Genomic DNA, 17,671 nt, shown 5'->3' on the forward strand with positions numbered 1-17,671 from the left:
ATCATTTATTTACCATTTCACTTATGGCATCTGCCATCATATGGCCTTCCACTGTGATCTCGGCCCGGTCGATGCCCTCAACCTCTTCAGCAACAGTTCTTGCATCCATTGCCATCCTGGCGGCGCTCATGCATCCAGGGTTTGTGGGCCGGATCGTTATCTTTGCAATGGTTTCACCCTTCTCCTCGATTTCGATGTTTTCAACGAGACCCATCTCCACTATGCTTATACCCATGTGTGGGTCTGCAACCTTTTTGAGAGCTTCCTTAACCTTTTCCAAGAGTTCTTCTGACATTATTATTACCTCAGCTGGTATTTTGATAATCACTGTTGTGATTCTCTATTTTTAAGTTAACCCTATTTAAAGATGTCCATTATCAGCCGCCCTGAAAAAGAATTTTAAGACATCAAATAATTAAATAAAGGCTATTTTAAACTTTTTCTGCGCCTTAACCTAACAGCAACACCACGTTCTGCCTTTACCATCTCCTCGCCACATAAAACAGCCCTTCCAACACCCACGACATCTCCCTCACGGACTATTACAACCTCATCGCCGGGTATTATTCCTCTGTCGGCGTCCACTACACCCGGTGCAAATAGTGTGTTGCTCTCCAGCCTGAAATCTATCTCAACCCATTTCACGCCGAGGCTGTAAATGGATGCCGCGCCCTCAAGGGATGGTGAGATGAGCCCACGGTCCATCATCAGGGTGCCTATCTCTGAACCATCCTGCGTGAGGATCTTCCTGTGGTATCTCCCCCTCACCCTGCAGTCATCGGGGATGATAACGTCTGCACCCTCCCCGAACTGGTATACTGCCACCGAGCGCAGCATATGGAGCATCCTTTTCCGTGCCCCTATCTTTTCATAGCCTTCAAGTTCCCTTCCAAGCCTGTGAATGGCCTCTGGAGAGGCGGGCCTTGAGGTGGTGGCTGTGGGGGTGAAGGCGTCAAGGTACTCCTCGCAGACCTCAAGGTACCCCCCATCAACATGGGCTATAACATCAAGGTCACCCACGTAGTCTCTTAGGAGTTCTCCTGAAAGTTTTTTCTCCTCATGGGACCATTCCCCAGTGGTTGAAACATCATATGATGAGATGGGGTGGGTGTTCTCCATCTCCCGGGGGCATATGCCGAAGGGTGATGTGAGTATGAGTTCCTGGAACCCCCTGGTGACCCTCATGAATTTCCTGTGGGACCTTGAGGTCGAGTAGGGCTTCTTCATGCTGCATGGGAGCACCACCACAACCTCCCCGAGGGGCTTCATCAGTTTCATCCTATCCCGCCACCTCACAGCCTCCGGGCGGTGGAGTGATTCTTCAATTGAACATATAACCTTCATCCTATCAGTTATGATTTTATCATGACTCCTTACTGTGGGTTAGAGACCATTCAACCATCTGAGACCTGTGAGTTCTGCCACATCCTTTTTAAGGGCTACAAGGTCCTCGTGATTCAGTTTTTTAATATCATTCTTTCCGGTTATCCTTGCAAAATCAGCGATTTCGGCTGTTGATACTCTTATATAGTTTTCAAGCCGTTCAGCAGCCTTCTTGGTGTCCAGGTGCTTCACAAGGGCAGGGTCATGGGTGGTTATACCCGTTGGACACATGCCTGTGTGGCATAGCCTGTGCTGCTGGCAGTTCATGGCAATAAGGGCCGCGGTACCTATGTAAACTGCATCTGCACCCAGGGCAAGGCATTTTGCCATATCAGCCCCTGTCCTGAGGCCTCCCCCTGCAATCAGGGATACTCTACCCTCAAGGCCCTCGTTGACAATAACCTTGGCGGCCCTGGGTATGGCTGCAATGAGTGGTATGCCTGTGCTGTCCCTTATATGCGGGTTAACAGCACCTGTACCCCCTCCAAATCCATCGAGAGCTATGAAGTCAACACCGGCATCAAGGAGGGCTTTCACATCGTCCTCAACGTTTCCACATCCGATCTTGGCACCAACAGGAGAACCTCCAGAGAGTTCTCTTAGGTATGATACCTTCTCTCTGAGTTCCTCCTGGTTTCTGATGTCAGGGTGATGTGCGGGAGAATATGAGCCCTCACCTTCTTTAAGCCCACGAACCCTTGCCACGTCATCTGTGATTTTTTCAGGGGGCAGATAACTTCCTTTACCTGGGTATGCCCCCTGACCGAATCTTATTTCTATGGCGGCGGCCCTCTGAAGTATATCCTCTGTGACTCCGAATCTACCTGTTGAATACTGGACTATGAGGTAATCTCCAGCCTTCTCCATCTCATATTCAAGGACGCCCCCCTCACCTGAATTGAAACCTATCCCCAGTTTTGCTGCAGTGGATGCAATGGCCATCCTTGTGTTTTTTGAGACAGCACCATAGCTCATACCGCTTATCATTATGGGGGAGCTCAGTTTCAGGGGTTTGTCTGCCATCTCCCCTATGGTAACACCTGTTTCCACGGGTTCATCTGCGTTTAGGGGTATGGAGGACACCTGTGCCGGTACAAAGTGTATGTCATCAAGTCCAAGCGGCAGCCTCTTTTGAGATCCCATTGACTCCAGGGGCGCTTCACCTGTTGCTGCAGCCTCCTTGATATGGATTATGTTCATGTGGTCACTGTGACTTTCGGAGGGACCTTCCCTCCTCATACGGATGCCATTCAGTGATTCCGTGTTACAGAAATAGAGTTCCCTGAGGCCATATTTCTGATAAACAGGGCATGATGTGCAGAGACATCCCCTTTCATTAACCTCGTATCTGCTGCTCCCGGTGGCACAGAAGAGCATCTCATCGTCCCCGTGGCCGGGATAACTCGGGCAATCCGGGCATAAACATTCCCTGTCCTGTTCCTTCATAACAACCCCTGCTGCAGTTGGCTCTTAGTAAGTTATAACGTCTTTATGTAATTAATAGTGATGGTCTGGCAAACACGTGCGGAGGGGGATGTGTGGCCCGCTGCTCTAGGCCCCCACTATCTTGACATCTCCATGAGTTCTTCATGAAGTTGCCTGAGGCGATCTATTGATGGATGATTCTTTCCAAGACGATCAGACCATTTTTTAATCACAAAATCAATATCAACCTCGTCTGAGCCATTTATGAGGTTATCTGCGTGGGCCACAATCTTCTCTTCAAGGGTCTCTGGCATGTAGTTTCCAGGCGGAAGTCCCAGGGCATCAGCCTCGTCATCAGGTATCCCTGCACCCACATGCCTCTCAACTATCCTGATGACCTCCACAGGGTAACCGAGTTCCCTGAGGATACGGGCCCCCTCAACTGCATGCTCAACTCCACTGGTCCTGCAGCGGCCTATATCATGAAGCAGGGCACCCTCTTCAACAAGTTCTCTGTTAACAGGGAGGTTTTCTGCCAGTTCAAGGGCCTTTTTTCTGACGGCCAGTGAGTGGTCCACCACCCATTCAGGACATCCAGCACTTCGAAGTAGATGGATGCTCAAGAAAACACCCTTTTAATCAAAAATTCGTGAGTTCTAGGAATTCAGAGTATGGGTGTGGGCAGTATCAAAACCGTTGTTTTCGTAGAGGCTCAGCTCATCCTTCAGCTGCTGTATTATTTCAGAGTTGTCCATGAATTCCATTTTAAAGCCGCATTCAGGGCATGGGAAGTTCTCTTCAGCAACTTCATCGAAGGTGAAACGGTAATGGCCGTTTTAACATACAAAGAAAATGGTTGTTCTCCTCAAAGTCCAGGGCTTCCCTGAGTTTTTTTAACTATTTCTCCGTGGTTCCTCTTTATCATTTCTGTAACCTTTTCAGGGTTCAAATTTCCATGTGTAGGTGTACCACTGCGTTTCAGGGTCCTTGCTTCTCTTGTAGCTTGCCACCCCCGCATCATAGAGTTTGTAGAGTATTCTTCTGACTATGTTGAGTTTAAGCTGGGTTTTTTCTGAAATCTCCTCATCTGTTACATTCCCCTTCATGAGGCACTCCAGAACTGGCACTGCCTCATCCTCTTCCTCCTCAGTGATAATCTCATGGATCAACTCTTGTAGCATCTGATCATCAATCAATTGAAATCCTCCAGCTTTGAGAAATAACTGCATACAAGGTATGCTGAATCGATCAAATTTTTTGAGTGCACTCCAATTTATGTGCCTAATCTTATTTAAAATTTTATAAAATCATGAACCCCTCACTTCAGCGGGGGTCTAACAATAACCGCCGGCACATGTTCCAGTGAGGACAGCATTTCAACCGTAACTGTTTCGGGTTCACTTTCAAGTTCACTGGCCATATCATACACGGTTTTTCTGCTACTGTGCCTTTCATGGTACTCCTCGGCTACGGATGCCACCTCAAGGAGCACCTCAGTGGCAGCGGGCCTTGAGGATGCAAGGGGTGTTGGCCATCTTTTCCTGGAAAACCTCCCTGCAATGTAACCCAGGAACCCGGTATCTGAGATTATACCCGGTGCAGCTGTGGGAAGTGATGTGAAATACCTCCCAAGGATTCGGTAGGTTGCGTCGGTGTCAATAACAACCACGGTGACATCGACACCGAATTTACTCAGAATCCCCTCTGCAATGGATTTTGCAGTACCCACAGGGTTTTCAGGAAGAAGTGAAACATATGTGCCGGGGACGTTGCTCAAATCAATTCCGGCCTCTGAGGCCGGTTTGAGGGCATGTTTCAGCCCATAATATCGGAGCACAACCTCCTTATGGTTTCTTGCCTCGGGGGGGAGGTTTCTAAGGTTTTTCAGGGTTCTTTCCTTTATTCCAAAAATGGGTCCGAGAACATGGCCCCAGATGTACTTTGACCAGAGGTCTGCAAGAATGATGGCGGTCCTGGAGGCTTCAAATTCTGATTCATCAACGAGGTTTCCCTGGGCAACCGAGATGGGGGTTTCAGAGACCACAAGGAAATCCCCATCAACTACCAGTTCACCTGCCCTCTCCATGATTTTCCATAAACCCTCACCAGGCTTTATGTAGTCCGTCCTCACAGGTACCGTGGTGTATCCATCTCTGGGCATGTTCTGTCCTCAAAGGCATGCTCCTGTCAATTAAACATTCAGAAATTGATGCAGGTTCATCTGGCCCTCACAGGCGGGGCCCAGACCTTGAGGTCTATGCCCTCTATGATGGCCCTCCTGCCTTCAAGCTGTACCACGACCCCTGAGTGGACCTTCTGCATCATGCAGTGGGCCGGGAGGAATCTCACTGTGTCGCCGATGTTGGGGAGTTCCCCATCGATCATGCCCTCGAAGCCCCCCACCAGGCAGACCCCGATGTCCCTGAACTCAAAGTCCTCGCTGCCAAGGCGGTGACATGGCCCAACGATGTGGACAGTTATGAGTCCGTTGTTTTCATCCAGTATCTCTGCAAAGTGGGTTATGGGGCACCCCAGGGGTCTGTAACGGATTATATCCCCCTTTTTAAGCTCAGCCCTTGAAAATGGAAAGAGTACCTCCCTGCATGAACCCTCCTTAGGGAGGGGCTTCAGTATGAAATCTGCCTCGTACCCGTCAAGGACACCCACAACCTTCTTCTCCTCTGGCAGGAGGTCCTCCTCCTTGAGGATCTCCTGGAGCTTCTGAAGGTTGTCTGTAAAAAGCTCCTGGTACATGAAGTGGCATCTGTCGATCTCTGTCCGCCCCTTGAGGAGTGCGGAGGCATATTCGTCGCACCTTGCATAGCCGCAGATACCGCAGTTGTATCCGGGAAGAAGTTCTGTAACCCTTTCTCTGAGTGATCTGTCTCCTGGCATCTGAAAGACCCTCTTTTCATTCTCCCTCATAGGTCTGGAAGCCGTCTATTCTTCTGAGTATTCCCCTGTGGTGCTTCTTATTGACCCTTGTCTCGCCCACACAGAGGGTGCAGACTGCAAGGGGTGCTGAGTGACGGAGTTCCTCGTTTTCAAGGGAAACCTCTCTGCTCTCTATCATTTCCTCTGCAAGTTCCATGCATCCCTGTCCGCTGAGGCCATTTGCCTCTATTATCTTTGCCGATGGGTTAACCTCCAGTATACGCTCCCTGAATATTTCCCTCTCTGCCTGGGATATCATATCCCCCTTGGTAACAACAGCAATGTCTGCGGTTGAAAGGAAGGGCCCAACCTTCAGGGGGGTGTTGGGGCCGCTTGTAGCGTCTATAACGCAAACACCCAGGCAGTTCTTTGTGTAGGGGGCGCAACGGTGACACAATCCTGCTGTTTCAATGATAAGGAAGTCAGATTCATTCTTCTCGGCCCATTTTATCATGTCATCTATGTTGTAGATGGCGTAGTGGTCCGGGCACATATCCATTGAGAGGCCCACAAGGGTGGGCGCACCTATCTTCTCAAACTTCTTGTCGTCATCGGTGTATAGGCAGTCTATTTTAACCACCGATGAATTGAATCCCCTCGCCTTGAGACTCTTCAGTGTGTGCATGAGGACTGCTGTTTTCCCGGATCCTGGTGTTCCAGCAACTATTACCATTCTCATATCCTTTCCCTTCTGTAACTGGTGCAGCTTTCAGCTTAACCTTTTATTATCTCTGTGAGGTCTATGCTCTCAACCAGCTCTCCCCTCCGCACCTTCTCACGGAGGCTGAGCATGAGTTCATCTATCTTGTTGAGTTCACGGGATATCTTCTTCTCCTGGGCTGTTGTTGTAACTATCTTCTGCATACCACCATGCTTCATCACTATTCTCTTGTCGGTCATGAGTGCAAGCACAGGGTCGTGGGTTACAACCAGAACTATTTTACCGTGTCCTGCCAGCACCTTGAGCGCATCGTGTTTCCTTATACCTGCATTTTCAATTTCATCTATGAGCACTATGGGAGAGTCACTTATTATGGCAACATCTGCAACCATGAGGGCCCTTGACTGCCCCCCGCTGAGTATTGTGAGGTCGTGCTCCTTTTTGATGGGTTCACCGGTGAGGGTGTTTGCAAGTTGGATCACACGGTCCACGCACCTTTCACTGGCACCCCGGCACTTGGCGTGGAGGCTGAGAAACTCTCCCACTGTCATGTCCGCCAGGAAGTTCATGTTCTGGGAAAGCTGTGCCACCATCTTCTTTCGGGGGTTTGTACGGTCCTCGTAACTTGGCTCTTCGTCGTTCACCAGGATTTTTCTCTTGGAGAAGGTGTCCTTCTGGGCCAGCTGTTCGATGTCACCTATAAGTGAGCTTTTACCGCTTCCTGTTGGGCCGACCACACCAAAAATTTCACCTTTTCTTATTTCAACCTTCTCAACCGGTTCCTTCTCTCCGTATTTGTCATAACCGCCAATTACTGTGATTTTCTCTATCATTAAAGATTCACCTTTCCGAGAGTATCTCCCCTCAAGCCTCTTCTTATGGTTTCAAGGGCTGTTATCTCTTCGGGGGGTATGTTTCCAAGGTTAACGTCTGGTCCTATTTTCAGTATGAAGTAAACCTGCTGGTTTTTCTGGGGGGCCTCCCATATTATCCTATCCTGCGGGAGTTCATTGAGGAGGTGGTTGAATTCTTCCTCCTTTACGTTTCCATTCTCATCGTATATACCTATATTATGGCCGCTCTCCCGGGCCTCCATGAGCACCATGCAGGCTCCAGCTTTGAGGTCGGCCCTGACAAGTTCAACCCTATCCTCCGGGCTGAGAAGTCTGTCCCTTACCGGGTCCTTTTTACCAACCTCTGATATGATCTGGAACCCCTCGTTGACCGCTTTCTCTATAAGTTCACATTTTTCATCGGTTTCAATCTCAACGGTTCCATTTGATATTTCCAGTGTTTCAAAACCAAGGCTTCTTGCCTCGTCAAAGTACTCCTGAATTTTATCGTTGAGATAGGCGATCTCAAATAGGGTGCCCCCAGGATAGGCCTCCACATCGAATGAACGGTACATCTCAATTTTTTCCATGACAGCGTCACGTCTGTGGAGGGGGAGGGTTCCCCATCCAAACTTTATGAAATCAACGTAATCTGATGAAATCTCCATGAGGTCACGGGCTGTTTTAATGCCCATTCCCTTATCGAGAACCATGGTTATTCCATTTTTTCTGGGTTTCCCACGCCTTGGAGGTGTGAGAAAGTCAAAGGCGTTCATTTTATCACCTTCTGGATTGAGTCAGAATAAACACCAACGGCATATTAATTTAAATTCATATGTTTACTACCTTTATAAATAATTTTTCTTATAACAGGTTTCATGGGATATCAATCTGAATCCCATCCACTATCGGGGATCTTATCGTAACGGGAGATTCTATAAGTTGAGTCCCATCACTATTTTGGGATCTTATTATATATTAATAGGTGGTGGTACATGTGATGGAGAGTATATGTTACTTTGAAAGACCAGGTAAGGAGAACACTGAAAGGGTCCTTGAACTTGTTAAGGAAAGGGCAGATAAACTGGGGATCAGGGACTTTGTGGTGGCCTCGGTATCCGGTGAAACAGCACTCAGGTTATCTGAGATGGTTGAGGGAAACATTGTTTCTGTAACACACCACGCCGGTTTCAGGGAGAAGGGCAAACTTGAACTTGAACCCGACATGAGGGAGAAACTGATTGAAAGGGGCGTCAGTGTATATGCAGGTTCACATGCACTCAGCGGTGTTGGAAGGGGGATATCAAATAAGTTCGGCGGAGTCACACCTGTTGAGGTGATGGCTGAAACCCTCAGGATGGTTTCACAGGGCTTCAAGGTATGTGTTGAGATATCTATAATGGCAGCTGACGCAGGCCTTATACCTGTTGACAGGGAGGTCATAGCCATAGGCGGCACTGCATGGGGGGCTGACACGGCCCTGGTTCTCACACCGACGCATATGAACAGCGTATTTGACCTGAGAATCCATGAGATCATTGCGATGCCAAGGCCATAGTCCGGCACCTGCATGGTATGGGCGGGTTGCCGGAATTCATGATTTTCATGGCCCGGTGACCATACCATAATTCCATTTTGCCCCAACATTGTACCGGTATTTTCAGAGGTCACAGAAACTGATTTTTAATTTTGATCGGGACCCATGGGGTCATTGGTGCCGCTTTAACGGTTGCTTTTAAATATGTCTTATCACAATAACATATTTCATAGATAAATGTGGGGGTAGTAATTGAAATTCATTAACGATGCCATAAAGGAATCTGAGAAAAGGGAAAAGCCATCTTCCATCTCGATGAACTCAGAAATCGACCAGGAACTTCGGGAAATAATCGAAAATAGCAGGGCGAAGATATACGTTGTTGGGACCGGCGGGGCGGGTAACAACACCGTAACAAGGCTCAGTGAAATAGGAGTTGAGGGTGCTGAGACAATAGCCATTAACACAGATGCCCAGGACCTCTTCTACACGGTTGCTAACCGGAAGCTGCTCATAGGAAGGAATGTATGCGGGGGTCTTGGCGCGGGCGGAGTACCTGAAGTTGGAGAGGAATGTGCCGAGGAAAGTGAGGATGATATCCGCAGGGAGCTTGAAGGGGCTGACATGGTCTTTGTGACCTGCGGTCTTGGGGGAGGCACAGGAACCGGATCGGCACCTGTGATATCCAAGCTGGCCAAAAAGGCCGGTGCACTCACAATAGCAGTCGCAACCATGCCCTTCAGTGCAGAGGGCCTTAAAAGAAGGGAGAATGCTGAGAAGGGTCTTGAGAAACTTCAGAGTGCTGCCGATACCGTGATAGTGATCCCCAATGACAAGCTTCTCGAGGTTGCACCCAACCTTCCCCTCAACAAGGCATTCATGGTTGCAGATGAAATCCTTGGAAGGGCCGTTAAGGGGATAACGGAACTCATAACCAGGCCAGGTCTTGTGAGCCTTGACTTTGCTGATGTTAGGAGCATAATGAAGGGCTCAGGAATGGCAATGATTGGAATGGGTGAAGCCGAGGCAGGTGACAGGGCCCTTGAATCAGTTTACGAGGCTCTTAACAGCCCGCTACTTGATCTGGACATATCCAATGCAAAGGGTGCACTTATCAATATCTCTGGAAGCTCCGACCTGACACTTCAGGAGGCCGAAAGGATAGTTGAGGTTGTTGCCGAGGAACTGGATCCTGATGCAAACATAATATGGGGTGCACAGATTCAGGATGAACTGCAGAATGTTATAAGAACAACGATTGTTGTTGCGGGCGTGAGGTCGCCGTACATATACGGCTCACATGGTTCTGCAGAGAAGGAGTTCTTCGAGGAAAAACAGCGGGAGAAGGACTCTGTGGATGAGTCTGTACTGGAAGAATTTATAGATGGAGTATTCTGATATTTCTTCCACACACCCCCACATCAATGAAAACATTTATAAATCTTGAAGGATAGATTACTCCATCACTCATCCCGATTATCATCCTTGTTTTTAATCATTATAAACTAGCGGGGATAAATCATGAAATACAGGGATTCTGTTCTGAATTTTATCAAGCAGTCAAAGAGGGTATTGAAGGTATCAAAGAAACCCACAAGGGACGAATACCTCAACGTGTCAAAGGTGACAGGTATCGGTATAATATTAATAGGTGTAATAGGATTCATAATAAGTATAATTGCCCAGTTACTGGGTGGCTGATTAACTCTTACTGGAAAGTCACAGTGAATTATATATATGAGGTTGTGTTCTTAATGGAAGATAGTAAAAATTCCATCTATGCCCTTAAGACCTCGGTGGGTCAGGAGAAGAATGTGGCAAGGATGCTGGCCAGGAAGGTAAGGGATAGTGGTATTGAGATAAACGCGATTCTTGTTCCAGAGTCCCTCAGGGGCTACATCCTTGTTGAGTCCTCCTCAAAGATCGACATGAGAAACCCTGCCATAAGGGTTCCCCACTTAAGGGGTGTTGTTGAGGGAAAAACCGAGGGTGAATCAAAGATAGAATTTGAGGAGGTTAAGAGGTTCCTCAAACCTGAACCCATAATATCATCCATTAAGAAGGGTAGCATCGTTGAGCTGATCTCAGGGCCATTCAAGGGTGAAAGGGCAAAGGTTATCCGTATAGATGAATCCAGAGAGGAAGTTGTACTTGAACTCATAGAGGCTGCAGTGCCAATTCCTGTAACAGTTAAAGGTGATCAGATTAGAATAATACAAAAGGAGGCTGATTAATGGCTAAAGAAACCGTTGAAATTCTTATTGATGGTGGAAAAGCCACTCCAGGACCACCACTGGGTCCTGCGATTGGTCCGCTTGGAATTAACATGATGCAGGTTGTTGAGGAGATAAACCGCAAGACCGCGGATTTCGAGGGAATGAAGGTCCCGGTTAAGATCATAGTTGATACCGACACAAGGGACTTTGAGGTTGAGGTTGGTACGCCACCAACAACCGCCCTGATCATGGATGAACTCAAGATCGAGAAGGGTTCACAGGACCCGGGCATGGACAAGATAGCAGACATATCCATGGAGCAGGTGCTGAAGATAGCAAGGATGAAGTTCGACGCCCTCCTCTCAAACGACTACAAACAGGCAGTCAAGGAGATCATGGGTACCTGCGTGAGCATGGGTGTAACAGTGAATGGCAAGGACCCCAGGGAGGTTCAGAGGGAAGTTGATCAGGGAGTCTATGATGACCTCCTCACATCATAAAAATTTATAAATCTTGAGAATCACATAACTAACCCCATCATATGAACTTATTTTTTGAAGTTCATGGAGGATTCAGAAATGCAACAGGAGATTATGGAAGCGGTGAAGAAGGCCAAGGAACTTTCAAGGCCGAGAAACTTCACACAGTCCATGGATGTTATTCTTAACATCAAGGACCTTGACGTCAACAAACCAGAGAACAGGTTTGACGAGGAAGTTTCTCTACCCAACGGCCGCGGTAAGGATGTTAAAATCGCCGTGATCGCCGATGGGGAACTGGCTCTCCAGGCTAAGAACGCTGGAGCCGACCTTGTGATAACCAAGGATGAACTTGAAGAACTTGGCAAAAACCGAAAGGAAGCAAAGAAACTTGCCAACAGCTATGAATTCTTCGTGGCCCAGGCAGACATGATGCCCCTGGTGGGGCGGTTCCTTGGACCGGTTCTTGGACCCAGAAAGAAGATGCCAAAACCGGTGCCAGCAACAATAAACCCGGAGCCCATACTCAAGAAACTCAGGGACACTGTCAAGGTGAGAATCAAGGACCAGCCTGTGGTTCACACCGTGGTTGGCACAGAGGATATGGATGATGAGAAACTTGCCGAGAACATAGAGGCGGTTCTGCAGACAATTGACCGCAAACTTGAGAAGGGCAGAAACCAGCTTAAGTCCATGTACGTTAAAACGACCATGGGCCCGGTAGTGAGGGTGATTTAAATGGCTCACGTGGCTGAATGGAAGAAGAAGGAGGTTCAGGAGCTCCAGGACCTCATCAAAAGTCATGAAGTGGTTGGTATAGCTAACCTTGCAGATATACCTGCAAGACAGCTACAGAAGATGCGCCAGACACTCCGTGACAGTGCACTCATCAGAATGTCAAAGAAGACACTGATCAGCCTTGCCCTGGAAAAAGCTGGCAAAGAACTTGAAAACGTTGATTCCCTCTCTGATTATATGGAGGGCCAGCCTGCACTCATATTCACTGATATGAACCCATTCAAACTCTTCAAGATTCTTGAGGACAGCAAAACCCCTGCCCCTGCCAAGCCAGGCGCCATAGCTCCGGCAGATATAGTTGTCCCCAAGGGGGATACCGGCTTTGCCCCGGGCCCAATCCTGGGGGAGCTTCAGCAGATAGGCATCCCCGCCAAGATCGAGAAGGGAAAGATCGTGGTTTCAAATGACCATGTTGTGGTGAAGGCCGGGGAGGAGATACCCCCCAAGGTGGCAGGAATATTAACAAGACTGGATATACAGCCACTTGAGGTTGGAATAGACCTCAGGGCAGCATATGAAAATCAGACAGTCTACACAGCAGACATCCTGACCATAGATGAGGAAAAAACCTTATCTGACATTCAGAAAGCATTTTCACAGGCATTTAACCTGTCAGTTAACGCAGTCATATACACACGCGAAACAATGCCTGCGATTATCCAGAAGGCTGCTTCGAAGTCATTCAACCTTGCATACAATGCATCAATCCTCACCTCAGAGACAACTGATCTGCTGCTTGCAAAGGCCTATGCCCAGATGCTTGCACTGGCCGCTGCAGCTGCAGAGGTTAACGCTGAAGCAGTTGATGATGAACTGAGGGATAAATTGTCTTCAAGGGCAGCAGCACCCGCCCCTGAAGAGAAAGAGGAAGAGGTTGAAGAAGAAGCTGAAGAGGAAGAAGAAGAGGAAGAAGAGGATGCAGCCGCTGGTCTCGGCGCACTCTTCGGATAAACGCTTTACTGGCATAGTTAACCTAAAAAAATAAAAATTTGAGGTGATCATATGGAATACATATACGCAGCAATGTTACTGCACACAACCGGTAAGGAGATCAACGAAGAAAACGTTAAAAGTGTCCTTGAAGCAGCAGGCGCTGAAGTGGATGATGCAAGGGTCAAGGCTCTAATAGCAGCCCTTGAAGATGTGGACATTGAAGAGGCAATGGAAACAACAGCTGTAGCAGCAGCACCTGCAGCAGCCGCAGCACCTGCAGCAGCAGCCGAAGAGGCTGAAGAAGAAGAGGAAGAAGAAGAGGAAGAAGAGGAAGCTGAAGAGGAAGCAGCAGCCGGTCTCGGCGCACTCTTCGGTTAAACTCTTTTCTATTTTTCCCTGCCATAACAAATGGCAAAAAATTTATTTTTCCTGATTCTGATTCTATTTATAAAAACTGTTTTCAATGATTACCATGTCTCGTCAGCTTGAAGAACTGGGTTACAGAAAATATGAATGCGAGTCCTGTGGGAACACCTTCTGGTCAATAAGGGAACGCAGAACATGTGGAGATGCCCCCTGTGATGAATACGATTTTATAGGAAATCCCGCAACCTCGAGGAGCTATGACCTGTACGAGATACAGGATGAATTCATAGAATTCTTCGCTGAAAGGGGCCATGAGCCCATCAGAAGATATCCGGTACTTGCAAAGCGCTGGCGGGACGACGTGTTTCTTGTTGGAGCATCCATATACAACTTTCAGCCATGGGTGACATCAGGCCTTGTGAAGCCCCCTGCAAACCCCCTGGTGGTTGCACAGCCGTCAATAAGACTCAACGACGTTGATAACGTTGGAAGAACAGGGAGACACCTCACATGCTTCACCATGGGTGGACACCACGCATTCAACTCTGAAGATAACACAGTTTACTGGGAAGAAGAGACAATAAAGTACTGCCACGAATTCCTGACTCACATAGGCATTGATCCATTTGAGATAACATTCATAGAATCCTGGTGGCAGGGCGGCGGAAACGAGGGGCCCTGCTATGAGGTCTGTGTCCGTGGCGTCGAACTGGCGACCCTCGTTTTTATACAGTACCGCACCCTACCAGATGGTGGCAGGGAGGAGATCCCACTTAAAATAGTTGACACCGGGTATGGGCTTGAGAGATTTGCCTGGATATCCCAGGGGACACCAACAGCCTATGACGCATGTTTTGGCCCGGTAATTGAGAAGCTGATTGAACTGACAGGCGTGGAGGTCAACGAGGAGATACTGGCAGAAAATGCCCGTGTGGCCGGGATGATGGATATAGAAACCTATGCTGATCTCAGGGAACTTCGAAAAAGGGTTGCTGATAAACTTGGAATCTCAGCCACTGAACTCGAGCGTGCAGCAGCCCCCATGGAGTCCATTTATGCCATAGCAGACCATACGCGCTGTCTTGCCTTCATGCTTGCAGATGGTGTCATACCCTCAAATGTAAAGGAGGGCTACCTTGCGAGGCTCATAATCCGGAGGACACTTAGGCTCATGAAGGAACTCGGCATGAGGGAGTCCCTGAAGGATATAATGAACATCCAGGTGGAGTTCCTTGAGGGTCATTACCCTGAGATAAGGGAGCACCATGAACACATACTCAGCATCATAGACCTTGAGGAACACAGGTATGCAAAGACCGTGACAAGGGGCCGGAGGATTGTGGAGAAGACCATAAAATACCTCAGGAAGGATAATAAGAGCGAGATGCCCCTTGAAATCCTTATAAAATTATATGACTCCCATGGAATCCCCCCTGAAACCATAAAGGAGATAGCAGAGGAATCAGGGTTCAGTGTTAAAATCCCTGACAACTTCTACACCCTGGTTGCGGAGATGAATGAGGCTGAAACTGAAGCCCCGGAGGAGGACCTTCATCTTGATTACCCCCAGACAGAGCTCCTCTTCTATGAACAACCCGATGGCCTGGAATTCGAAGCCAGTGTGCTGGGGGTATATGAGGACGGTGTCATACTTGATAGAACACTCTTTTACCCTGAGGGAGGAGGTCAGCCATCTGACACTGGATACATTGAGTCAGACGGCTGCAGGATCCGGATAAAGCATGCAGAGAAGATAGGTAATGTGGTACTCCACAGGACAGACGATGAAATCTGCCTCAAACCAGGGGAAACTGTAAGGGGCCGGATTGATTCAGATAGAAGACTTCAGCTTACAAGGAACCACACAGCAACCCACCTGATAGTTGCAGCTGCAAGGAGGGTCCTTGGAGACCACATATGGCAGGCAGGGGCCCAGAAGGGTGTTAAGAGTTCAAGGATAGACTTATCACATTACAGGAGGATAACTCAGGAGGAACTTGATGAGATAGAGAGGCTGGCCAACGAATACGTCATGAGAAACATCCCCCTTGATGTCAGGTGGATGGACAGGGACATTGCAGAGAAAAGGTATGGATTCATACTCTACCAGGGGGGCGTTGTTCCGGGCTCCATGATAAGGGTCGTTGAGATTCCAGGGGTGGATGTGCAGGCATGTGCAGGGACCCATGTTAAGAGAACCGGGGACATAGGCCTCATAATGATCAACCGGACTGAACGCATACAGGATGGTGTTGAGAGGATAGAATTCTCTGCAGGGGCATCGGCCATTGAACTCATGCAGAAAAACCGGGATATACTGAGGGAAAGTGCAGATGTATTCAAGGTAACACCATCACAGCTTCCACGCACCTCTGAGAGATTCTTCACAGAGTGGAAGGCCCTCAGAAATGAGGTTTCACGCCTCAAGGAGGAAATGGCTTCACTCAAAATCCTGGAGGTAAGGGATAGGGTGGAGGACCTCAACGGCCTGAGGGTCATCATAGACACTGTTGAGGCTGACATGGATGAGATGAAGAACATGGCCCTTGAACTCACAGAATCAGCTGATGCAGTTATCCTTGCAAATTCAGAGGGCCAGATAGTTGGGGCGGCCTCTGATGACGCTGTCAAAAGGGGTTTAAGGATAAATGAGGTTATAGCATCAGCTGCAAGGGTCCTTGGAGGTGGAGGTGGTGGAAAGCCACACCTTGCACAGGGAGCAGGTAAAGGAAAGGATAAAATCCATGAGGCTCTTGAGGAGGCAAGATCCTCACTTGAATCCTTTGGGGGATGAATTTGAGGATTGTAAAATAACTGTTCTTGTTGTTTTCTGGTGATTAATTTGAGGAGGACCATCTCAGAAATAAATGAGAGGATACTGGATGGTGAAGCAACCGTTTTAACAGCCGGGGAACTCAAGGAGCTGGTCCTCAACGATGAGGCCCCATCTGCAGATGAGGTTGACGTGGTAACAGCGGCCACCTGCGGTGTAATGTCCGGGACAGCAGCGGTAATGCATTTCAGGGTATCTGAACCTGGTTCATTCAGGAAGGCTGTTTCAGCTGAACTGAATGGCATACCAGCGTATCCTGGCCCATGTCCAAATGAAAACCTGGGTTCAGTGGACCTCTTCATTTATGGGACAGCCAGAAGCGTCAGGGACCCTGAATATGGCGGCGGATTTCTTCTCAGGGACCTTCTCATTGGATCTGAGGTTGATGTGACTGTAAAGTCAGAGGATGGAACTTCCATTGAATCCACAGTTACCCTGAAGGATATTGAAACAGCGAGGATCATAGGAACAAGGATGGCATTCAGAAACTACACAGCAATTGTCAATCCATCAGATAAACCTGTAAGATCCATATTCAATGCATTTGAAATGCCACCCCACTGTGGAGGCCTCTCATTCTCAGGCTGCGGTGACATCAATCCCCTTGAAAATGATCCAGGCATGGAGGCCATCAGGAGGGGAACCAGCGTACTCTTAAATGGTGCCAGGGGCCTCGTGCTGGGTGAGGGTACAAGGAGCAGCCCTGAAAGACCAAATCTCATGCTGAGCGGGGACCTGCATGATATGAAACCTGATTACATTGGGGGATTCAGGACAGCCGCAGGACCCGAGATATTCAACACCATCGCAGTCCCACTGCCCGTGACATCTGAGAGGGTCTTTGAGAGACTGCTGGTTCTTAATTCAGATATAGGGTTACCTGTTGCAGACGTGAGGGATCGATCAAGGATAATCCATGATCTGACATATGCGGATACATGGGCTGGTGACGAGAGACCCACCTATAACCCTGAAAGGTGTGCTGACTGCCTCCCATGCCTGGCAGCGGAGAGGTGCCCAACCCATGCAATAGGGGATGGACTGGACACCGATAGGTGCTTCGGATGCGGTGTATGTGCCTTCTCATGTCCCTACGGGGCGTATGAGATGGATACAGGTGAGGTCAGGATTGGTGATAGGACGGTACCCATCGTATGCAGACAGTCAGACAGGGTGAGGGCATCCAGCCTCGCCCGTGAACTCAAAGAACTCATAGAAAAGGGTAATTTCCTCATAGGGGGGTGTTAGTATTCTTGAATATGATGTTATACTT

At 48.5% G+C, this 17,671-nt stretch carries 19 protein-coding genes and 1 pseudogene; 10 read left to right on the forward strand and 10 right to left on the reverse strand.

What is annotated here, in order from left to right:
- Position 1: 1 nt before the first annotated feature.
- The 10 genes and pseudogenes from MTBMA_RS01195 to comA form a co-directional block, all read right to left on the reverse strand.
- Positions 2-295 carry a metal-sulfur cluster assembly factor gene (locus MTBMA_RS01195; RefSeq protein ID WP_013295078.1) on the reverse strand — a complete coding sequence of 98 codons (294 nt, stop codon included), beginning with the start codon at positions 293-295 and terminating at the stop codon, positions 2-4.
- A 131-nt stretch (positions 296-426) separates the two neighbouring features.
- Positions 427-1,344: a DUF5591 domain-containing protein gene (locus MTBMA_RS01200; RefSeq protein WP_013295079.1), complete on the reverse strand. Its 918-nt coding sequence runs from the start codon at positions 1,342-1,344 to the stop codon at positions 427-429.
- Between the two features lie 39 nt (positions 1,345-1,383).
- Positions 1,384-2,829: a glutamate synthase-related protein gene (locus tag MTBMA_RS01205; RefSeq protein WP_013295080.1), complete on the reverse strand. Its 1,446-nt coding sequence runs from the start codon at positions 2,827-2,829 to the stop codon at positions 1,384-1,386.
- Between the two features lie 116 nt (positions 2,830-2,945).
- Entirely contained in the window at positions 2,946-3,431 is a 486-nt protein-coding gene (locus MTBMA_RS01210; protein ID WP_013295081.1) for a TIGR00295 family protein, read from the reverse strand.
- Positions 3,432-3,464: 33 nt separating this feature from the next.
- Positions 3,465-4,004, reverse strand: a pseudogene (gene tfe, locus MTBMA_RS09325) (transcription factor E).
- Positions 4,005-4,126: 122 nt separating this feature from the next.
- A complete protein-coding gene (locus MTBMA_RS01220) occupies positions 4,127-4,969 on the reverse strand; it encodes a coenzyme F420-0:L-glutamate ligase (RefSeq protein WP_013295084.1) in 843 nt (280 codons plus the stop codon).
- Positions 4,970-5,025: 56 nt separating this feature from the next.
- Positions 5,026-5,703 (reverse strand): (Fe-S)-binding protein, encoded by a 678-nt coding sequence (locus tag MTBMA_RS01225; RefSeq protein WP_013295085.1) that lies wholly within the window; start codon positions 5,701-5,703, stop codon positions 5,026-5,028.
- A gap of 16 nt (positions 5,704-5,719) precedes the next feature.
- Positions 5,720-6,421, reverse strand: coding sequence for a GTP-binding protein (locus MTBMA_RS01230; protein ID WP_013295086.1), 702 nt, complete (start codon positions 6,419-6,421; stop codon positions 5,720-5,722).
- A gap of 35 nt (positions 6,422-6,456) precedes the next feature.
- Positions 6,457-7,236, reverse strand: a complete 780-nt coding sequence (locus tag MTBMA_RS01235) for an ATP-binding cassette domain-containing protein (protein WP_013295087.1) — start codon at positions 7,234-7,236, stop codon at positions 6,457-6,459.
- Positions 7,236-8,012, reverse strand: a complete 777-nt coding sequence (gene comA / locus MTBMA_RS01240; protein ID WP_013295088.1) for a phosphosulfolactate synthase — start codon at positions 8,010-8,012, stop codon at positions 7,236-7,238. The genes MTBMA_RS01235 and comA overlap by 1 nt, the downstream gene beginning before the upstream one ends.
- 221 nt (positions 8,013-8,233) lie before the next feature.
- Here comA and MTBMA_RS01245 point away from each other — a divergent pair, with 221 nt between their 5' ends.
- From MTBMA_RS01245 to MTBMA_RS01290, 10 genes are all read left to right on the forward strand, one after another.
- A complete protein-coding gene (locus MTBMA_RS01245; RefSeq protein WP_048901162.1) occupies positions 8,234-8,794 on the forward strand; it encodes a pyruvate kinase alpha/beta domain-containing protein in 561 nt (186 codons plus the stop codon).
- 231 nt (positions 8,795-9,025) lie between these two features.
- Positions 9,026-10,171 (forward strand): cell division protein FtsZ, encoded by a 1,146-nt coding sequence (ftsZ, locus tag MTBMA_RS01250; RefSeq protein ID WP_013295090.1) that lies wholly within the window; start codon positions 9,026-9,028, stop codon positions 10,169-10,171.
- A 123-nt stretch (positions 10,172-10,294) separates the two neighbouring features.
- Positions 10,295-10,474: a protein translocase SEC61 complex subunit gamma gene (locus tag MTBMA_RS01255; protein WP_013295091.1), complete on the forward strand. Its 180-nt coding sequence runs from the start codon at positions 10,295-10,297 to the stop codon at positions 10,472-10,474.
- Between the two features lie 53 nt (positions 10,475-10,527).
- On the forward strand, positions 10,528-11,007 hold the full coding sequence (locus MTBMA_RS01260) for a transcription elongation factor Spt5 (protein ID WP_013295092.1): 480 nt from the start codon (positions 10,528-10,530) through the stop codon (positions 11,005-11,007).
- Positions 11,007-11,489 (forward strand): 50S ribosomal protein L11, encoded by a 483-nt coding sequence (locus MTBMA_RS01265; protein ID WP_013295093.1) that lies wholly within the window; start codon positions 11,007-11,009, stop codon positions 11,487-11,489. The genes MTBMA_RS01260 and MTBMA_RS01265 overlap by 1 nt, the downstream gene beginning before the upstream one ends.
- A gap of 78 nt (positions 11,490-11,567) precedes the next feature.
- Positions 11,568-12,206, forward strand: a complete 639-nt coding sequence (locus MTBMA_RS01270) for a 50S ribosomal protein L1 (protein ID WP_013295094.1) — start codon at positions 11,568-11,570, stop codon at positions 12,204-12,206.
- The gene (locus MTBMA_RS01275) at positions 12,207-13,217 is read left to right on the forward strand and encodes a 50S ribosomal protein L10 (protein ID WP_013295095.1); all 1,011 of its coding nucleotides are present in this window, start codon (positions 12,207-12,209) and stop codon (positions 13,215-13,217) included. It abuts the gene before it with no gap.
- Between the two features lie 51 nt (positions 13,218-13,268).
- On the forward strand, positions 13,269-13,577 hold the full coding sequence (gene rpl12p / locus MTBMA_RS01280; protein WP_013295096.1) for a 50S ribosomal protein P1: 309 nt from the start codon (positions 13,269-13,271) through the stop codon (positions 13,575-13,577).
- 85 nt (positions 13,578-13,662) lie between these two features.
- Positions 13,663-16,359 (forward strand): alanine--tRNA ligase, encoded by a 2,697-nt coding sequence (alaS, locus tag MTBMA_RS01285; RefSeq protein WP_013295097.1) that lies wholly within the window; start codon positions 13,663-13,665, stop codon positions 16,357-16,359.
- Positions 16,360-16,407: 48 nt separating this feature from the next.
- On the forward strand, positions 16,408-17,646 hold the full coding sequence (locus MTBMA_RS01290) for a methanogenesis marker 16 metalloprotein (RefSeq protein WP_013295098.1): 1,239 nt from the start codon (positions 16,408-16,410) through the stop codon (positions 17,644-17,646).
- The last annotated feature ends 25 nt before the right edge of the window (positions 17,647-17,671 follow it).

Origin of the sequence: Methanothermobacter marburgensis str. Marburg (genome assembly GCF_000145295.1) — an archaeon.
GTDB classification, from domain to species: Archaea; Methanobacteriota; Methanobacteria; order Methanobacteriales; family Methanothermobacteraceae; genus Methanothermobacter; species Methanothermobacter marburgensis.